The organism is Lentzea tibetensis (assembly GCF_007845675.1).
Classification (GTDB): Bacteria; Actinomycetota; Actinomycetes; order Mycobacteriales; family Pseudonocardiaceae; genus Lentzea; species Lentzea tibetensis.
Map to the genome: position 1 here is coordinate 27,661 of NZ_VOBR01000038.1, position 17,030 is coordinate 44,690.

Below are 17,030 nucleotides of genomic sequence, written 5' to 3' on the forward strand. Positions count from 1 at the left end.
GTTTGAGGGGTGTAACAAGGCGGCCGACTACAACCCTAGGGTGAAGCCGAAGGGGACCGACATACGTCGTTCGGGCATGAACAAGCGGCCGTTCAGTCCTGCGGAACCGCGTCAGAACCGGACATGTCCGAGTTTGTCGGGATTGGAGTGGTCGTAGATCGCGACGACCTTGCCGTCCCGCACCGCGAACGACGTGACGCGCGCCGCCACATCGCCCTGCTCCGGGTAGACGAGCCCGAGGTCGCCGTTGACCAGCGCCGGATGGCCCTGCGGCACGCCGCCGTACTTGCGGATGAGCCCGAAGAGGAACCGCGCGACCTTGTCCGCGCCGACGACGAACTGCACCGCCGTGCGCGCCTTGCCGCCGCCGTCGCCGATCACGACGACGTCCGGGTGCAGCAGGCCGAGCACCGCGTTCAGGTCGCCCGCCGACACCGCGGTGAGGAACTTCTCCAGCACCTCGCGCTGCTCGTCCAGCGCCGCGCGCGGCGGCGGTTCAGCGTCCGAGACGGCCTTGCGGGCCCGTGACGCGTGCTGGCGCGCCGCCGCGACCGAGACGTTCAGCACGTCCGCGATCTCGTCGAACGGCACGGAGAACGCGTCGTGCAGCACGAACGCGACCCGCTGCTCGGGCGTCAGCCGGTCGAGCACGACGAGCGCCGCCATCCGCACTCCGTCGTCGCGCACCACCGCGTCCAGCGGGTCGTCGTCGGAGGTCAGCAGCGGCTCGGGCAGCCACGACCCGACGTAGGTCTCGCGCCGCACGGCGGCCGAGCGCAGCCGGTCGAGGCAGATCCGGCTCACCACGGTCGTGAGCCACGCCCGCGCGTCCTTGACGCCCTGCGCGCCGGTGAAGCGGAACCAGGCCTCCTGCACCGCGTCCTCGGCGTCCGCGACGCTGCCGGTCAGGCGGTACGCGACGCCGACGAGGTGCGTGCGGTGCTCGGTGAACAAGTCGGCGGCGGTCACGACCCCCAGTTTGCCAGCACTAGACTCGCCTCGTGGCAGGACGCATCAGGGAGAGCGACATCGCGCTGGTGCGTGACCGCAGTCGGGTCGACGAGGTCGTGGGCGACCACGTGTCGCTGCGGCGCGCGGGTGGCGGTGCGCTGAAGGGGTTGTGCCCCTTCCACGACGAGAAGACGCCTTCGTTCAACGTGCGCCCGACGCACGGCACGTTCCACTGCTTCGGGTGCGGCGAGGGCGGCGACGTCATCGCGTTCGTGATGAAGGTCGAGCACCTCTCGTTCGTCGAGGCGGTCGAGCGGCTCGCGGACCGGGCGGGCATCCAGCTGACCTACGAGGGCGGCGGCGCGACGATCCAGCGCGACCGCGGCACGCGGTCCCGGCTGCTGGAGGCGCACCGCGCGGCCGCGGAGTACTACGCCGAGCAGCTCGCGACGCCGGAAGCGTTGAAGGCGCGGGAGTTCCTGGCCGAGCGCGGGTTCGACGAGGCGGCCGCGCGCCTGTTCGGCTGCGGCTTCGCGCCTGCGGGCTGGGACAAGCTCACCAAGCACCTGCTGAACCGCGGCTTCGAGCTCACCGAGCTGATCAAGGCGCAGCTCACCAAGGAGGGCCGTCAGGGCCCGATCGACCGGTTCCACCGCAGGCTGCTGTGGCCGATCAGGGACATGGGCGGCGACGTCGTCGGGTTCGGCGCGCGCCGGATCTTCGACGACGACCAGATCCAGGCGAAGTACCTGAACACCAGCGAGAGCCCGATCTACAAGAAGTCGCACGTGCTCTTCGGGCTGGACCTGGCCAAGAAGGAGATCGCCAAGCGCCGCCAGGCCGTCGTCGTCGAGGGCTACACCGACGTGATGGCCATGCACCTGTCCGGTGTGACGACCGCGATCGCCTCGTGCGGCACGGCGTTCGGCACGGACCACATGAACGTGCTGCGCAGGCTGCTGATCGACGACGACATGAACGGCGAGGTGATCTTCACCTTCGACGGCGACGCGGCGGGGCAGAAGGCCGCGCTGAAGGCGTTCGAGGGCGAGCAGCAGTTCTCCGCGCAGACCTACATCGCGATCGCGCCGGACGGCATGGACCCGTGCGAGCTGCGCCAGGCCAAGGGCGAGGTCGCGGTGCGCGACCTGGTGGCGCGGCGCACCCCGTTGATCGAGTTCGCGATCCGCACCCAGCTGCAGGACTACGACCTGGACTCGGTCGACGGCCGCGTCGAGGCGCTGAAGAAGATGGTCCCGTTCGTCGCGCAGATCAAGGACCGCGCGAAGCGGGACGGCTACGCCACCAAGCTCGCCTGGTGGGTCGGCTGGTCCGACGAGGCCGCCGTGGTGCGCCGCGTGCGCGAGACGTCGGGCGGCAAGACGCCGCGCGCACCTCGTCCGGTCGTGGACCCGAACCAGGGTGCGCTGGGCATCGAGGTGGACGGGCCTTCGCGGCCGGACCCGCGTGACCCGCGGCTGTGGCACCAGCGCGAGGCCATCAAGTCCGCGCTGCAGCTGCCCGAGGTCGCGGGCCCGTACTACGACCAGCTGCCGGACGAGGCGTTCACGCACCCCGCGTACCTGGAGCTGCACCGGGCCATCAGGGGTGCCGGCGGTGCGTCCGGTGGCCTGTCCGGACCGTCCTTCGTGGACGCCGTGTCGCAGCGGTGCAAGAACCAGTCGGTGCGCACCGTGCTGTCCGAGCTGTCCGTGGAAGCCTTGCAGGTCAAGGAGGGCGACGAGTACAAGTACGTGTCGTCCGTGCTGTCGCGGTTGCAGCAGCTGCTCGTCGGCGGCCAGATCGCGGACATCAAGTCGCGCCTGCAGCGCATCTCGCCGGTGCAGGAGCCGGACGAGTACCGCGCGCTGTTCGGCGACCTCGTCGCGCTCGAGGAGTACCACAAGGCGCTCGGTTCACAGGCGGTTGGAGGGCTGTAGGTGCTCAAGTGGTGGCGCAGGGTCTCCGGCCGCGGGGTCCCGGAGGGCTTCACCGGTGCGCTGGCACCCGACGAGATCGTGCTGGCGTCCGCCGCACTGCCCGACGGCCGCCACCTGGTCGCGACCTCGCTCGGGTTGTGGCTGCCGGACGGTCGGATGGTCGGCTGGCACCTGATCAGCAAGGCCACCTGGAGCGCCAACGCGTTGACCGTGATCGAGGCGGTCGTCTCCGGTGAAGCAGGTGGCGCCGTGCTGCTGGAAGACCAGGCGCCGCAACGGTTCGCGCTCGAGGTGCCGGGCAAGCTGCCGCAGGTCGTGCACGAGCGCGTGACCGGTTCGATCAAGTCGCGGCACCGCAAGGACCTGCCGGGCGGCGGCGTGTGGTTCCTCCAGCGCAAGGTCGCCGGCCAGGACGGCGTCGTGCTCCAGGCGCGCCCGGACCCCGGCACGGACGTCGAGCTGGTGCGCTCGATCGCCGCGGCGGTGGCGTCGAAAATGGAGCAGCTCCGTTAGCTTCGCCTGGGCTAGCAGTACGCGTGTACTGTTAGAACTATGTGGGATCCGGGGAAGTACCTGTCGTTCTCTGACCACCGTTCGCGCCCGTTCCACGAGCTGATCGCTCGGGTGGGCGCGGAGTCACCCCGCCGCGTCGTCGACGCGGGCTGCGGTCCGGGCCACCTGACGCCCCTGCTGTCCGAACGCTGGCCCGGCGCCGTGGTCGAGGCGTTCGACTCGTCGCCGGAGATGGTGTCCTCCGCGCGTTCACGCGGCATCGACGCCGCGGTCGAGGACGTCCTGTCGTGGAAACCCGCGCCGGACACCGATGTGCTGGTGACCAACGCCGTGCTGCAGTGGGTGCCTTCGCACCCGGCGCTCCTGTCGGACTGGGCGTCGTCGCTGCCGTCCGGCGCCTGGCTGGCGATGCAGGTGCCCGGCAACTTCTCCGGCGCGTCGCACCAGCTGACCCGCGAGGTCGCCGGCCCGTCGCTGGCGCACGTGTTCCGCTCCGGCGTGCCGGTGCTCGAGCCCGTCGAGTACGCGGAGCTGCTGGCGGACCACGAGGTCGACGTCTGGGAGACCACCTACGTGCAGCGCCTGACCGGCGCGGACGCCGTGCTGGAGTGGATCACCGGCACCGCCCTGCGTCCCGTCCGCGCGGCTCTCGACGACGCCGGGTGGGAGGACTTCCGGGCCCGCCTGGCACCGCGGCTGCGCTCGGCCTACCCGATGCGCGCCGACGGCACCGTGTGGTTCCCGTTCCGCCGGATCTTCGTCGTGGCGCGCATCAGGTGAGGGTCGTCGCGTGTGGCCGTTACCCCGTGAAGTCGTTGCGGGGCGAGGACTTGCCGTCGGTCTCGTTGTCCGCGCGGGGTGTGCTGCTCGACCGGTTCTGGGCGCTGCGCACGCCGGAAGGCCGTGTCGGCTCGGGCAAGACCACCCGCCGCTTCGTGCGGATGTCCTCCCTGCCGGACATGTCTGCCGCGCTGGTCGGTGACTCCCCGGTGGTGACCTTGCCGTCCGGTGTCTCGCTGCCGCTCGGGGCAGAGCTGGACGCGGCCGTGTCGGCCGTGGTGGACCGGCCGGTCGTCGTGGCTCCGGAGAACGACGTCCCGCACGTGGACGACCAGCCGATCCACCTCGTCACGACCGCGTCCCTCCGGTGGCTCGGCGTGCCGTCACCGGATTGGATGATCTTCCGGCCGAACCTGGTCGTCGACGCACCGGGTTCGTCGCGGGTCGAGGACGGGTGGATCGGTCGTCGCCTCCAGGTCGGCGGAGCCCTGTTGTCGATCGTCGGCCCCGCCGTGCGCTGCGCCATGATCGGCGCGTACCTCCGCGAGGCGCCCAAGTTCGGCGTCTACGCGCAGGTGCTCCGACCTGCGACGGTGTCCGTCGGCGACGCCGTCACGCTGTCGGAATGACCGGGTCCTTGCGCTGCCCGTTGTGCTCGTGGTGCATCCACGGAATCGTGTCGGCCACCTTGTCCTTGGCCGTACCCGCTGCCTTGCGCACCGTCGGGTTCTCCATGACCCGGTGGTAGGCCCGGACGATCTGGTCGTACCGCTCACGGCCGGCCTTCGCGCCGAGCACGTAGCCGATCGCCACGCCGACCAAGATGCCCTTCATGAGGTCTCCTCTCCCGTCGTGCCTGGTCAGGGTCCATGATGCCCCGAACTAGGGGGGTGCCTAGAGAACCCGTTTCCAGCATGCGCTAGAGTTACCCACTGTCAGGAGGAACCAAGCCTGACGGACATAACCGAACATTCCCCCATAGCTCAATTGGCAGAGCATGCGACTGTTAATCGCAGGGTTACTGGTTCGAGTCCAGTTGGGGGAGCAGAACCCCTGGTGAAGCCCCGTCCTTTGTGGATGGGGCTTTCTTCGTGTCAGGCACGTTCCGTGCCTTGTCCTCCGACCGGGGTCTTTCGCTTCGGGGTGCCGTGCGTCACGTTGGGCACATGCCGCGCAATCTCCGACGCATCCTCGAGCTCGACCCGGAAGCCGACCACGGCGAGATCCTGCGCATCACCGCCGGCCTCGACTTCCCGTGGGACTACGTCCGCGCACTGGAGTTCGCGCTCTTCCGCACGTACTGCGTCCCGTCGATCTCCCGCCTGCTGTCGGAGACCGGCGAGTTCCGCCGCCACCCCCAGAAGCGCTACGACGACACGGCGTTGCTGATGGGCGAACTGCTGGAGCACGGCTACGACTCCGCGCGCGGCCGCACCGCGCTGCGCTCGGTCAACCGCATGCACGGCCAATACGCGATCAGCAACGACGACATGCGCTACGTCCTGTCGACGTTCATCTACGACCCCATCGCGTGGATCACCGCGCACGGCTGGCGCACTCTGTCGGCACACGAGCGCGCGGCGGCGTTCCACTTCTACCGCGCGGTGGGCACGCGCATGGGCATCCGCGACCTGCCCGCTTCTTACGACGAGTACGCGGCGTTCAAGGAGGCCTATGAAGAACAGCACTTCGTGTACTCACCGACCAACCGCGAGATAGGCCAGTACACCCTCGACCTGTTCTGCTCGTGGTACCCGTACGTGCCGCGTTCGTGGACCGCGCGCGCCGCCGTGTCGTTGCTGGACGACCGCATGATCGCGGCCTTCGGCTTCACCCCGGCACCCGCGTGGCTGGGCCGCCTGGCTCGCGCGGGCCTGCGCTTCAGATCGTTGATCGTGCGAGCGTTGCCCCCGCGCCGCCGCCTGAAGCTGACGTCCGCGCCGAACCGCAGCTACCCCGGCTACCCAGAGGGCTACTCGGTGGACGACCTCGGTGCGATCTCCAGCACGGCCCGGTTCCCGTCGAACTGAAACCCTTGCGCCTTCAGGAACTCAGCGCCGGGCTTCCAGTCATCCGCGATCTTGGAGATCACCCTGGTGATCTCGGGGAACCGCAGCCGGAGCTGGTTGGCGATCTCCGTGCCGATCCCCCACCGCCGCAGCTCCCTCGGCACGAGGAAGCACCCGACCACGGCCGTCCGCACGTCGGGATGCCCGAGCACGAGGTCGACGAACCCGATCGGCTTCCCCTGCGCTTCGGCGACCAGCAACCGCTTCTGCTCGAAGTCCACGCCGTCCGGCAGCGCGTAGTACAGACTCTGCACATCCCCAGGTCCGGACAGGTGCCCGGTGGCGGCCTGGAACCAGTCGTCGCACTCCGCAAAGAGCCTCAGCACTTGCGGTTCGTCCTGCGGGGTGAGGTCGCGGAGGGTCAAACGCACGGGCGCAGCCTATGTGGTGGGCCTCACGGACCCGCGCAAGGGCCGTTCGGCGTGATCGGTATCCTCCACACCGCAGCACGCACCTACCTGGTGCAGCCTCCGGGGGCGGTAGCTCAGCTGGTCAGAGCAGCGGACTCATAATCCGTCAGGTCGTGGGTTCGAGCCCCACCCGCCCCACCACTCTCACCAGCGTAAATAGCCTCTCACAAGATCGCCTTAAGATCCACTGTCCATGTTGCTGTCCATTGACAGCGGGGTGACCATGGGGTCATGACCAGGGCAGACGGCACGGAGGAGCGCCGGACGCGAGGCAGCATCCGGGCTCGTGGTAACTCGCTTCAGGTCCGCGTGTTCGCGGGCAAGGACCCTGTCACGGGCAAGGATGTCTACATCACCGAGTCGGTGAAGGGGACTGACAAGGCCGCCTACAAGGCGGCCGACAAAGTCCAGACTCGACTGCTTGCTCAGGTAGACGCGCAGCGTGCGGCGAGCACCATCGTGACGTTTTCTTACGCCGTTGACGAGTGGCTACGCACCTCCGATCTGGAGGACAGCACTCGCGACGGCTACGTCGGCTACATCGAGCGAACCATTCGGCCTGTGCTGGGCGCTGTCCAGATCAGGAAGCTCACGGCGAGGATGCTCGAAAACCTGTACGCGGAGCTACGTCGGTGCCGCGTGCGCTGTAGCGGAAAGCCTTTTGTCGAGCACAAGGCTGAGGATGACCACGACTGTAAGGCGGCGAAGTGCAAGCCGCACAAATGCAGTCCGATGGCCGCATCTTCAGTGCGGCAGGTTCACTCCATCATCAGCGGCGTGCTCAACGCGGCCATGCGTTGGGACTGGATCACGAGCAACCCTGCCAAGGTGGCCCAGAAACCGAAGCAGAAGCCACCGCAGCCCGATCCGCCGTCGCCCACTGATGCTGCTCGTCTGGTCGAGGAAGCCTTCGTCATGGACGACGACTGGGGGACGTTGGTCTGGCTCGTCATGACCACGGGTGTCCGGCGCGGCGAGATATGCGCTCTCAAGTGGTCGAGGGTGAATCTTGAAGAGGGTGTCATCGAGATTCGCCGGAGCTACACGCTCCGCCGTGGGGTCGGCAAGGAGAAGGACACCAAGACCCATCAGATGCGCCGGATCGCTCTCGACACGGAAACAGTCGTCCTGCTCATCGAACACCGCCAGCGGTGCCGTGATCGCTTCGCAGAACTGGGCATCGACCTGACGGACGAGATGTACGTCTTCACCGGCGTTCGGAACGTTGATCCAACCGTGCCCTACTCGCCGCATGCGGTGTCGAGCCGGTACAAGGACATGGCGGAGCGATTGGGCATCAAGACCCACATTCATGCCCTCCGGCACTACTCGGCGACTGAACTACTCACCGCAGGTGTCGACCTCCGTACTGTCGCCGGACGACTCGGCCACGGCGGGGGTGGAGCAACAACCCTCCGCGTTTACGCTGCTTGGGTGGCGGCATCCGACCGAAAGGCAGCCGAACTTCTCGGCTCACGGATGCCGAAGCGTGGCCAGCGGAAGCTCGCAGAGCGCCCCAAGAAGAAATCAGCCGAGTAGCGACACGAGACGCTTTCGCTGTCGCGCTGATCCAATTTGGGTTGCCAGTAGCCGCGCACGCTCCGCGTGTGCGGCTGCTTCGTCTTTCTGTCCGGTAATCGTCAGGACCTGAACGAGATCAACCCTTAGTGCGGTCTCTGCACGTGTGAATGTCGGATCAAGTCGGCTCAAGACGTCCGACAGGACGTCGATCGCTTCGCAGGTGCCGAGTCGAGCGAGTGCATTACCTCGCCACCGTGCCAGGTGGGTTGGGTCGAAGACCAGATATGGCGTCTCTGAGTTGTCGGCTGTCGTCGGCATCGAACGCAGCGCGTCATCAAATGCTCGCATACATACCTGGCTCTCGCCGTTCGCTGCGCAAGCTTCACCGTAGCCCGCGGTGAGCCATGAATAGAGCAGCTTCGGAACTCGTCCCTTCGCGATTGTGCACGCATAGTCGGTCAACTCGACTGCGGTGCGCGTCTCGCCGATATCGAGCAACACAACGGCTTGCCCTGCGCAAGCGTATGCCTCCAATGCGCATGAGCGTGCTTCCCGTGCTGCCATTCGTGCAGTGTTGTAGTGGTCCCACGAGTCACTGACGAAACCTTGGTCGAGAGACTGCCATCCGGCGAGTGCGGACGCGTCAACCAGAACTTCAGCGAGGCTCGATCGGGTCGTCTGATTCAGTACGTCGCGAAGCGCGTGTTCCATCTGGCCGATTTGTGCTCGTAGCTCGCCGAGCAGTGCTGACGCTCCCAAACGTCGGTCAATGACGCGCGTGATGTCGAGTTTCTGTCGAAGTAGAGCAACGGTGTGTGCATCGACGTTTCGCCCAGCGGCAATCCTCGCTTGTAGTCCGAGATCATCGTCGGCGAGAACCGGCCACTCTTGTGCCGATTTGTACACAGGCTCAAGCAGCCGCTCGATCGGCACGCTGAGCATTTCTTCGAGCAGGCGGCGCGTCGACTGACGGACCGGTCCGAGTGGCCGACCGTCTGCCCGAACGCCAGATGTGAGGCGGTGCACATGCCGAGCGCTGAGCGTGGCGTCCAGCTCATGTTCACGGGCGTACTTCTCCGCCTGCTCACTGAACTCCTCTGCGGTCTGCCGTCGCTGCCGGAGCAGCTCGCCGAACAACGTTCCTGGCTGCCCGTTCTGAGGTGGGGAACCCATCGGCGGACCTCTCCGTCGCTAATGTCAGCGCTGATGAGTGTAGGTCCTGAAAAGTCGCAATAGGTCTTTGTCAGGTCATTTACACCCGATGTGCCGCCCGAGACGCTGATGTCTGCTGATCTGGTGCCTACGGAGGCGGTGAACGTCGTGGTGTGGGACGCAACAGGGATCGCGTTGTTCCTCGTATGGCTGGTGCTGCCACCGCTGTACGTCGTGGTGCTCGGCAGGTACTACGTCGGTCAGTGCGCCGAGGCCGCACAGCAGGCCGTCTGGACGCGTGAGGAACTGCGGCAGGTGCTGGGAGACCTGCGGGCCGTTGACGAGCCGCTGGGGCCTTCTGGGGATGGTTCTCCGGCGAGTTGGCCGTTAGTGCCGTGTGCGAGGGAGCGCCGTGCCGATGGTCTCCAGGAATCCAGCACCGCGCGCCGCCTGCCTCCTGCCCAGCCGCACGACATCCGGCTTGATCAGCCGCCGCTGACCGACGCTCACTCACCTCGGAGTTGATCGCGTGTCTCAGGTACACGTCATGGTGGCCGCACCCGTGGTGCCACCGACTATTTCCTTGCCAGGTAAGGAAACAAAGGACGGTAGGGCCATTGCTGGACCACTGATGCCCGAACCGGCCCAGCTCTACGGCCTGATCTGCCTGGCCTTTGTGCGGCACGTCCCGCTGAGTGAGCGCTGTGTCCAGTGTCATGCGCCGTGGCCGTGCGAGCAGGTGCGTTTGGCGTACCGGTTGCGGGAGGGGTTTTAGCCGTGATGCTGTCGCCGAAGCCGTCGCGTCTGGAGTTGGACCAGCGGAACGTGGTCTATGGCTACGTGCTCGCGCCGATACCGGATGAGCTGGAGATTGCCGCTCTGCACATGGAGATCGTGCACTTCTGTGCCAGCGCGGGTTACCGGTTGGAGCACGTGTTCACCGACCGGGAAGTGCCTGACGATGTGGTGGTGCGGCCTGGTTTCGCGGCGTTGCTGGAAGCGCTGGAACTGCCCGCCTCGCACGCCGTGGTGGTGCCGCACGTGGATCACATTTCGACGGACAACCGTGCCCGCGCCGAGTTGTACCGGCAGATCCGGCGCACTGCATCAGTGGTCATCGATGTGCACGACGAGCCTGACGACGTCAAGGCGGACGGGGCATGACCGAGGCGGACTACCAGGTGTGGGGTGTGGTGCTGGCCGTGTTGGGCCTGATCGGTTTTGGTGTGGCCGTGGCGTACTGGCGGAAGGGCCGACCGTGACCAGGGAAGAGACCGCGTTCGTCATTGCTCTGTCCCAATTGGACGAGACGCTACAGCGCTACGTGTTGCGGCTGGTGGGCGAGAAGTGGCCGGAGAAAGAGAAGCTCAGCGAGGTACTCGGCAAGATTGAGCACGATCTTGGCACCGAGATGGTGAACCTGGGCCGCTTGTTGCAGGATCGCGCGGCCGAACGGGGATACGTGGCTGCACAAGCCGACGACGTCGCCGACCCGCCAGCACGCGGCATCCTTGTGATCCCTGAGTTCTAGGCGCACCGTGTCGTGGATCTGGCTACCAGGGGCGCGTTCGTCGTGCTCGGTCTCCTCGTCGCTGGTGTCCTCTGGTGGTACGTGGCCGACGAGTGTCGTCAGCGCAGGCGGGCACGGGCCGAGGTGTGGGCGCGGCAACAGGTATCACCCGATGAACCGCCCGATGAAGCCCAGCCGTCGCAGCGGCACTGGGCCTACGACACGGTGCCGCTCGATCTCCCGGCGACAGAGCAACTAGGCGAGCCGTCCGAATTGGTGCGGCCGTTCATCCGGGCGCAGGGCTACACCGATGTGTTCCCCCCCGGTGAGCGGCCCCCACCACCCTGAACGACCGGACAGGTGAGTCCGGTTTTGTTGGCACACAACGAGAAGGGCTGCAATCAACCTTGAGAAGCAACATCATGAGGCGCGCGGTTCGTGCTGCCTGCGTAGGTGCGGCGGTGCTGTTCGTCTCGGCGCCGATGACTGCGGTGGCGGCACCACCGCCACCGCCCGGTGACGAACACGGCCCGGTGAAGCCGTATGTCGTCGGCGGACGGGACGCCACGCAGGTCTACTCGTTCATGGCGTCGCTGCAACTGCCGGATGGTCGGCACTTCTGCGGTGGCTCGCTGATCGCCAAGCGGTGGGTGGTGAGCGCCGCGCACTGCATGGTCCGCGTGGTGCCGGGTGAGACCCGTGTGCGGGTCGGCTCGCTGGACCGTACGGCGGGCGGCAGTTTCGTGGGCGTCACGCGGGTCATCTCGCACCCGCAGTACGACCCGAACAAGCCGGGCTATGACATCGCGCTGATCGAACTCGATCAGGCGGTGCCGCAGCGGCCGATCCCGATCGCGCCGCGTGCGGGTGGGTCTGGCACTGACACGCGGATCATGGGCTGGGGTGTCACCTGTGACCGTGATCTGGTGAACGACCCGACCTGCCGCCAGTCGCCGAAGGTGTTGCAGGAACTGGACACCGTGGTGGCCGACGACGAGCGGTGTTCGTTCTTCGACCCGAAGCACGAGTTGTGCACGGCCTCGCGTGACGGTGAGGCGCGGATGGGGTGCTTCGGTGACTCCGGTGGGCCGCAGGTGCGCAAGATGTTCGGCCGCTGGTGGCTGGTCGGAGCCACTACCGGTGACGGTGACGATTCCGAGATGCGGCCTTACGTGTGCACCACCGGGCCGGACGGCAAGCCGGGGGTGGGTATCTGGCAGGACGTGCCCACCTACCGGGGCTGGATCACGGACACGATCTGGACCTGTGACGCCGTGGCCGGTGCGGAACTGCGGGCGCAGGTACGGGAAGCCGAGAGTCACGGTGTCGGCGTGAGCTGACGCCCGATCGTGGCTGAGTTCTGAGTTGTGAAGCCACCAGTCTCCGCGCTCCTCCGCTCGCGCGGTGACTGGATCTGGGAGCCGACGCGGCCCGCGACGCCCGCGTCGGCTCCCCCTTGTTGTGACGGGTGGCCGTGTGCCGCACCCCTCTCGGAAGGGCGCGGCACACGGCCGTTTTCGGGTGCTGGTGACGGGTTACCCGTCACGCGTCACACCCGTCACGGAGGCCCGTTCACACAGCTAGACGCCGGTTTCAGACCCGTCACACGGGGTGTGACGGGGTGACGGGTGTCTGGGACGGGGTGTGACGGGTCACTGGTCATCGTCGATCACCTCCCCATCGATCACGGCCGCCTCACGGAGGCGCTCGACCGCCGCGCGGATGTCGGCGACGACGTAGCCGCGCACCTGCTTCACACCGTCCTCGGTGGGCACCCGGTCGCGCTTGGGGCTACAGCCGAACTTGGCCATGTCGAGACCGAACGCGGTGGGCTCGACATCAAGCACCGCGACGAGTTCGGCGGTGGGCACGAAGTCGCGTCCGTCGTCGCCGTCGAGATCATCGGCGAGATAGTCCACAACCGACGCCAGCGGTTCCGGCAACTCGACCTCGTCCGCGCGCTCGGCGTCGGCGGGCGTCGGCCCGGTGCCGCCGCCGATCGCCTTCGCCACGGCCGCATGATCCAGCACCGGCCGCACGGTCTGTCCGGCCGCGTGCCCGGTCAACGTGCCTTCCGCCTCGCGCAACGCCCTGCCGCGTAGGCAGATCTCCCTCCAGTCCTCGTTGGGCATGTAGAACGTGCGCACGGTCAGCGCGAGCACATCGGCACCCGCTTGGGTCTCCCCGTCCGGCCGCAGGATGCCCACCCCCTTGTGCGATGGGAGCAGGCGGCTGGAGTCGTAGCCGCGTGTGTTCATCTGCTCCCCGAGAATGATGTTGCTGTCGCGCCAGTCCATCACCCGCAACGCGAACCGCGACCCGAGCACCGCACGCAGCTTGGACGGGATCGTCTTGCTGTCCGGCCGCTGCGTGGCGAGCACGAGGAGCACCCCGGCGGCTGGTGCCTTCTTCGCAAGCCACGTCAGCAACTCGCCGATGTACTCCCCAGCCATGAGCTTCTTCCCCTGCACCTCAACAGGAGTACGGTCCTCCAACGGGATCTGAACCTCGTCCACGAACAGTGCCGTGATCGGCATGCCCAACACGGGATCGCGGGACATGTCCGGCGTGACCTTCGACTCCGGGCACGTCAGGTCATCGAGATCCTGCATCCTGCGGTAGCGCTGCTGGACGTCTGCGACCAGTTCCACAAGCCAGTCCAGGAACGCCAACACGTGCTCTGTGTCGTCACCGGACATGAACCGGTGCACCACCTGTTCGGCCGCCTGCCAGTCCTTTCCGGCCTTGAAATCGGCCACCAGCAACCGCACGTGCGGGTCCAAGATCAAGCCCGCGGCTGCCAGTCGTTCGGCCATCGTCTTGCCCTGCCTAGGGATTGCGCCGATGAGCACCGACGTCCACACCAACGGCAGGTCGATGCGTCGGCCGCGTGCGTCGGTGCCGAACGGCACCGGCCGCCACGCGTCCCACCGCTGCACACCGAGCAGCGGCGTCCGGATCGGCGGGGTGGCGTAGGGGTCCTCGTCGGCCACCCACATGGCGACGCGTCCGGCGTGCCCGCCGTTGCCGCGCACCCGCTCCACACTGAGCTGGATCTCATCCACCGCCAACGCGGACGCCAGATCTTCGCGGTGCTTCACGATGTCGGCCGCCTTGCGGGTGGCGGGCAGGTCCACCGTGATCGCCCAGCCGAGTCCCTTGCGGGTGGCGCGGTCGACCAGGCGCAGCGTCTCGTCCTTCCCGATGAGCTTCGCGTCCCGGAACGCGTCCACGAGTACCTGAGGGTCCATCGTCCACGTGAGCGTGCGTGGACCGGCGAGCACGGCCTTGCGTCCGGGGCTGCCGTCCCGACGCCTGCCCAGGATCGCCAGCGCCACCGACGCGGTGGTGCCAGCGATCCACAGCAACCGGTGCCCGTACACGAGATCGAGCACCGCGACCACGATCGCCACGGCGGCCGTGGTCGTTCCGGTGACCTTCCACCGGAACAACGTGAGCTCACGGATGTCGGTGAACTTGTCGGCAAGCTTCTCCGACTGCTCGGCCGCCTCCCGGTAGTCCCGCACGGTGACCCACGAACGCCACCACCGGACCGCGACCACGAGACCTCGCACCACGGCACCGAGGAACCGGAACGGTGAACGCACCACGGCCACGACGAGATCCTTCGCGGCCTGCACCGCGTGAACGCGATCCTTCGCCCACAGCGGCACGCGCGGTGAACGCCTCCACCACGTCCCGAGTCGGCGACGCCACGGCGTCCGCTCAACTGATGGGACGTCGTTCACGAACTCACCTTCGAGCACCGCCCGCACCGGCAGACCGGCGCCGGCTGCATCGCCGGGGCTACTCGCCGGCGTCTGGCCCATCGTGCTCATCGCTGACACCTCCCTCGGATGTGGTGGCGTGCTGCTCGCTGAGTTCGGCCGTGAGGGTGGCGGCGAGCCGCGACGACAGCCCTCGTGAGCACCGGGTGACCTCACGGATCCACGCGGGACTCACCACGGCCTCAGGTGTCCACGCTTCCCGTGCGGTCGTGAGGTAGTCCGCGAACGTGATGCGTCGCCCGGACCGCTTCCTGGTGCGGGGCTTACGTTCCGCGGGCACATGAACTGTGCTAGCCGTCGACACGTTCACCGCAACGACCGGCGCGGTACGCCGCTGCGCCTCCGTGAACGCGGCGGTGACCGCCTCCGTCAGCTTGTCCCGTAGGTCGGTGACAGCTTCGGCAGCGACGAACACGACGAGCGGCGGGACGGAGTGCAGCACCACGCCGGAGACAGACCCTGCTGCCCATGAGTGCCAGGTGTTCATGACGTAGGTGGCGGCGAGCGTGAACCACTTCGCTCTGCGCGTCCATGAACCTGTGCGCACCTGGTACCGCGCGGTGACCTGCTCGGCTCGCAGGATCGCCAGCAGCACCAGCGACACCGTGGGATCGAGCAGCCACGCGGCGAGCCACGGCAGAGACCACGCCGGGGTGCCTGCTGCCGCGAAGCTCTGGACGTTGGTCATGGTGAACCCGAGGCCCAGCACGATCCCGGCCCAGCACAACCGGTCCACTTCCGTCCGGACGCGCTCCACCCGCAGGGCCACCACGTCCGGGTGCGTGGCGTACGCGCGCAGCTCGGCAGCTTCCGCCGCGTCGGCCGCCAGCTGGGCGGCGGGGGCGGCGGGTGGCCGCCCGAAGGCGGCCACCCCTTCCCGAACCCGAGTGATCGTGCTCATCGCCGATCACCCCTGCGTGGATTGTCGAACGAGGTGATCGTCAACGCTCGAGTCAGCGTGTACCCGGAGAACAATGCGGGCAGGCCCAGCACCACGAGCAACAACACCGTGTCGCCCCGATGCGTGATCACCACCCACTGCACACCCACGATGACCCCAGCCATCACCAGCACCCGCCCGGTCAGCGACAACAACCGGGCACCAGTGCGCGCCGCGTTCGCCGCTGCCTTCGCCCGGCGAGCACTCGCCCGCCAGATCCACAGCGCCACCACGACCCCACCCAGCACCGCGAGCAACTGCGTCGGCGTCAGGTTGATCGTCACGACGACCGCCCTCCGCCCTGGTCCTCGTCCATCCGGTCGCGGCGGGCACGCCACACCCGGTACAGCGCGCGGCGGTCCTCTCCGGTCAGCCCGCCGCACACGCCGAACTGGTACTCACCAGCAAGGCGCAACTCCCACTCAAGACAGAGCCTCCGCACCGGACACGGCTCACACAGCCGCGCCGCCAACTCCCGATCAGTGATCTCCTCCCCCTGCCACTCCGGCTGCTCCTCGTTGGACCACAACCACATGCACGTGCCATCACGCGTGACGATCTCCATCAGCACCGCGTCCGGCACCTTCGCGTACCGGTCCAACTCGGCCGCGATCACCTCGTAGTAGTTCTCCGGGTTCACCACGCACCCCCGGTGGCCCGCTCGAAGTCACGGGCATTCCGCTTGTCGGCTGCCATCTGCGCGATGTCGACGACTCCGCCAGATTCGGCCGCCTGCTGGGCAATCTCTTCGACTGCGCGGGCGGGGACGACATACCGCGTGCGGACGCGGACCGCAGGGAAGGCGTCCTCCCTGATCGCTCGGTAGATGGTTGCCGCGTCCACCCGCAGGATCCGCGCGGCCTCTGACACTGTGTAGAACATGGGCGGATTGCTGCCCGCCATGCTGTTCGTAGCCATTGCTTGTAGGCCTTTCAGAAGACTGATTTCTTCATGGAAGGCGCTGACATTGGCGTCAATTCAGGCCGATCTCCCGCTGACGTCAGCGCTAAGTCCGATTGCTCGTCGCATTGCGCGCTAATGTCGGCGCTGAGGCGGAGCACGGAGGCGCACGTGGCGGAGGACTGGTCGGCGGTCGCGGAGGCAATCAATGCCCGCGCGGGTGAGCTGGCTTTGAAGCAAAAGGAAATCGCCGAGAGATCCGGCGTATCGCATGCGATCGTTCGCGAGATCCAACAGGGGAGGATTGAGCGACGGCGAAATCCGCGCACTCTCGAAGCTCTGTCGATCGCGCTCGACTGGCATCCGCAGCATCTGTCGGCTGTGCTGCAAGGGAAGCAGCCGCCGGAGGGCGCCCCGGCTGGGGCTGTTGACCCGGTCGTGCCGCTGTTGCAGACAATCATTCGTGAGCTCCGCGGGCTTCGTGCCCAGGTCGGAACGCTGGCAAGTCGCCTTGACGATGGGAGCCGTCAAAAGGACTAGCCGGTTTTCCCTAGTC

Annotated in this window: 21 protein-coding genes and 2 tRNA genes; 14 read left to right on the forward strand and 9 right to left on the reverse strand. The window is 67.3% G+C overall.

The genetic code is table 11. From position 1 onward, the window contains the following. Positions 1-111: 111 nt before the first annotated feature. The gene (locus FKR81_RS38185) at positions 112-978 is read right to left on the reverse strand and encodes a sigma-70 family RNA polymerase sigma factor (RefSeq protein WP_146359367.1); all 867 of its coding nucleotides are present in this window, start codon (positions 976-978) and stop codon (positions 112-114) included. 23 nt (positions 979-1,001) lie between these two features. Here FKR81_RS38185 and dnaG point away from each other — a divergent pair, with 23 nt between their 5' ends. Genes dnaG through FKR81_RS38205 form a run of 4 tightly spaced genes read left to right on the forward strand, consistent with a single transcriptional unit; the run spans position 1,002 to position 4,813 of the window. Beyond that, on the forward strand, positions 1,002-2,891 hold the full coding sequence (dnaG, locus tag FKR81_RS38190) for a DNA primase (RefSeq protein WP_146359369.1): 1,890 nt from the start codon (positions 1,002-1,004) through the stop codon (positions 2,889-2,891). Continuing rightward, the gene (locus FKR81_RS38195) at positions 2,892-3,404 is read left to right on the forward strand and encodes a hypothetical protein (RefSeq protein WP_146359372.1); all 513 of its coding nucleotides are present in this window, start codon (positions 2,892-2,894) and stop codon (positions 3,402-3,404) included. A 39-nt stretch (positions 3,405-3,443) separates the two neighbouring features. Then, positions 3,444-4,184 carry a trans-aconitate 2-methyltransferase gene (locus tag FKR81_RS38200; RefSeq protein WP_146359375.1) on the forward strand — a complete coding sequence of 247 codons (741 nt, stop codon included), beginning with the start codon at positions 3,444-3,446 and terminating at the stop codon, positions 4,182-4,184. Beyond that, positions 4,181-4,813, forward strand: a complete 633-nt coding sequence (locus FKR81_RS38205) for an MOSC domain-containing protein (protein WP_328593188.1) — start codon at positions 4,181-4,183, stop codon at positions 4,811-4,813. The genes FKR81_RS38200 and FKR81_RS38205 overlap by 4 nt, the downstream gene beginning before the upstream one ends. Here the strand turns inward: FKR81_RS38205 and FKR81_RS38210 are convergent. Continuing rightward, on the reverse strand, positions 4,797-5,018 hold the full coding sequence (locus FKR81_RS38210) for a YtxH domain-containing protein (RefSeq protein WP_146359380.1): 222 nt from the start codon (positions 5,016-5,018) through the stop codon (positions 4,797-4,799). The genes FKR81_RS38205 and FKR81_RS38210 overlap by 17 nt on opposite strands. 138 nt (positions 5,019-5,156) lie before the next feature. On the opposite strand from FKR81_RS38210, the gene FKR81_RS38215 reads away from it, so the two are divergent. Continuing rightward, a tRNA-Asn gene (locus FKR81_RS38215) sits at positions 5,157-5,229 on the forward strand. 121 nt (positions 5,230-5,350) lie between these two features. Then, positions 5,351-6,214, forward strand: coding sequence for an oxygenase MpaB family protein (locus FKR81_RS38220; protein WP_146359383.1), 864 nt, complete (start codon positions 5,351-5,353; stop codon positions 6,212-6,214). Here the strand turns inward: FKR81_RS38220 and FKR81_RS38225 are convergent. Beyond that, the gene (locus FKR81_RS38225; protein ID WP_146359385.1) at positions 6,157-6,624 is read right to left on the reverse strand and encodes a GNAT family N-acetyltransferase; all 468 of its coding nucleotides are present in this window, start codon (positions 6,622-6,624) and stop codon (positions 6,157-6,159) included. The genes FKR81_RS38220 and FKR81_RS38225 overlap by 58 nt on opposite strands. 102 nt (positions 6,625-6,726) lie before the next feature. Between FKR81_RS38225 and FKR81_RS38230 the strand changes: the two genes are divergently transcribed. Both FKR81_RS38230 and FKR81_RS38235 read left to right on the forward strand, forming a co-directional pair. After that, positions 6,727-6,804 (forward strand) — tRNA-Ile (locus FKR81_RS38230). A 90-nt stretch (positions 6,805-6,894) separates the two neighbouring features. Continuing rightward, positions 6,895-8,202 carry a tyrosine-type recombinase/integrase gene (locus FKR81_RS38235; protein ID WP_146359388.1) on the forward strand — a complete coding sequence of 436 codons (1,308 nt, stop codon included), beginning with the start codon at positions 6,895-6,897 and terminating at the stop codon, positions 8,200-8,202. Here the strand turns inward: FKR81_RS38235 and FKR81_RS38240 are convergent. Continuing rightward, positions 8,191-9,321 (reverse strand): hypothetical protein, encoded by a 1,131-nt coding sequence (locus FKR81_RS38240; RefSeq protein WP_146359391.1) that lies wholly within the window; start codon positions 9,319-9,321, stop codon positions 8,191-8,193. The genes FKR81_RS38235 and FKR81_RS38240 overlap by 12 nt on opposite strands. A gap of 144 nt (positions 9,322-9,465) precedes the next feature. On the opposite strand from FKR81_RS38240, the gene FKR81_RS38245 reads away from it, so the two are divergent. The 5 genes from FKR81_RS38245 (at position 9,466) to FKR81_RS38265 (ending at position 12,186) form a co-directional block, all read left to right on the forward strand. Beyond that, positions 9,466-9,861: a hypothetical protein gene (locus tag FKR81_RS38245; protein WP_222598539.1), complete on the forward strand. Its 396-nt coding sequence runs from the start codon at positions 9,466-9,468 to the stop codon at positions 9,859-9,861. A gap of 252 nt (positions 9,862-10,113) precedes the next feature. Then, the gene (locus tag FKR81_RS38250; protein ID WP_146359397.1) at positions 10,114-10,500 is read left to right on the forward strand and encodes a recombinase family protein; all 387 of its coding nucleotides are present in this window, start codon (positions 10,114-10,116) and stop codon (positions 10,498-10,500) included. Positions 10,501-10,594: 94 nt separating this feature from the next. Continuing rightward, positions 10,595-10,867 carry a hypothetical protein gene (locus tag FKR81_RS38255; RefSeq protein ID WP_146359399.1) on the forward strand — a complete coding sequence of 91 codons (273 nt, stop codon included), beginning with the start codon at positions 10,595-10,597 and terminating at the stop codon, positions 10,865-10,867. A 12-nt stretch (positions 10,868-10,879) separates the two neighbouring features. After that, the gene (locus FKR81_RS38260) at positions 10,880-11,194 is read left to right on the forward strand and encodes a hypothetical protein (RefSeq protein ID WP_146359402.1); all 315 of its coding nucleotides are present in this window, start codon (positions 10,880-10,882) and stop codon (positions 11,192-11,194) included. A gap of 113 nt (positions 11,195-11,307) precedes the next feature. Further along, positions 11,308-12,186, forward strand: a complete 879-nt coding sequence (locus FKR81_RS38265) for a S1 family peptidase (RefSeq protein ID WP_186763417.1) — start codon at positions 11,308-11,310, stop codon at positions 12,184-12,186. A 312-nt stretch (positions 12,187-12,498) separates the two neighbouring features. Here the strand turns inward: FKR81_RS38265 and FKR81_RS38270 are convergent, their stop codons facing one another. Genes FKR81_RS38270 through FKR81_RS38290 form a run of 5 tightly spaced genes read right to left on the reverse strand, consistent with a single transcriptional unit; the run spans position 12,499 to position 16,456 of the window. Next, the gene (locus FKR81_RS38270; RefSeq protein WP_146359487.1) at positions 12,499-14,676 is read right to left on the reverse strand and encodes an FtsK/SpoIIIE domain-containing protein; all 2,178 of its coding nucleotides are present in this window, start codon (positions 14,674-14,676) and stop codon (positions 12,499-12,501) included. Then, positions 14,654-15,535 (reverse strand): hypothetical protein, encoded by an 882-nt coding sequence (locus FKR81_RS38275; RefSeq protein WP_235922152.1) that lies wholly within the window; start codon positions 15,533-15,535, stop codon positions 14,654-14,656. Before FKR81_RS38275 ends, FKR81_RS38270 begins: the two co-directional genes overlap by 23 nt. Beyond that, entirely contained in the window at positions 15,532-15,858 is a 327-nt protein-coding gene (locus FKR81_RS38280; protein ID WP_146359408.1) for a hypothetical protein, read from the reverse strand. Before FKR81_RS38280 ends, FKR81_RS38275 begins: the two co-directional genes overlap by 4 nt. After that, positions 15,855-16,214, reverse strand: a complete 360-nt coding sequence (locus tag FKR81_RS38285; protein ID WP_328593189.1) for a WhiB family transcriptional regulator — start codon at positions 16,212-16,214, stop codon at positions 15,855-15,857. Before FKR81_RS38285 ends, FKR81_RS38280 begins: the two co-directional genes overlap by 4 nt. Then, positions 16,211-16,456: a helix-turn-helix domain-containing protein gene (locus FKR81_RS38290; protein ID WP_235922154.1), complete on the reverse strand. Its 246-nt coding sequence runs from the start codon at positions 16,454-16,456 to the stop codon at positions 16,211-16,213. The genes FKR81_RS38285 and FKR81_RS38290 overlap by 4 nt, the downstream gene beginning before the upstream one ends. A gap of 189 nt (positions 16,457-16,645) precedes the next feature. On the opposite strand from FKR81_RS38290, the gene FKR81_RS38295 reads away from it, so the two are divergent. Beyond that, positions 16,646-17,014 carry a hypothetical protein gene (locus FKR81_RS38295; RefSeq protein ID WP_146359415.1) on the forward strand — a complete coding sequence of 123 codons (369 nt, stop codon included), beginning with the start codon at positions 16,646-16,648 and terminating at the stop codon, positions 17,012-17,014. Positions 17,015-17,030: the final 16 nt, after the last annotated feature.

Bases quoted from the DNA above. Each gene is read 5' to 3' on its own strand.
- FKR81_RS38200 (WP_146359375.1), top strand. From the start codon at position 3,444: ATGTGGGATCCGGGGAAGTACCTGTCGTTCTCTGACCACCGTTCGCGC.
- FKR81_RS38290 (WP_235922154.1), bottom strand. From the start codon at position 16,456: ATGTTCTACACAGTGTCAGAGGCCGCGCGGATCCTGCGGGTGGACGCG.
- FKR81_RS38220 (WP_146359383.1), top strand. From the start codon at position 5,351: ATGCCGCGCAATCTCCGACGCATCCTCGAGCTCGACCCGGAAGCCGAC.
- FKR81_RS38245 (WP_222598539.1), top strand. From the start codon at position 9,466: ATGTCTGCTGATCTGGTGCCTACGGAGGCGGTGAACGTCGTGGTGTGG.
- FKR81_RS38210 (WP_146359380.1), bottom strand. From the start codon at position 5,018: ATGAAGGGCATCTTGGTCGGCGTGGCGATCGGCTACGTGCTCGGCGCG.
- FKR81_RS38275 (WP_235922152.1), bottom strand. From the start codon at position 15,535: ATGAGCACGATCACTCGGGTTCGGGAAGGGGTGGCCGCCTTCGGGCGG.
- FKR81_RS38270 (WP_146359487.1), bottom strand. From the start codon at position 14,676: ATGGGCCAGACGCCGGCGAGTAGCCCCGGCGATGCAGCCGGCGCCGGT.
- FKR81_RS38235 (WP_146359388.1), top strand. From the start codon at position 6,895: ATGACCAGGGCAGACGGCACGGAGGAGCGCCGGACGCGAGGCAGCATC.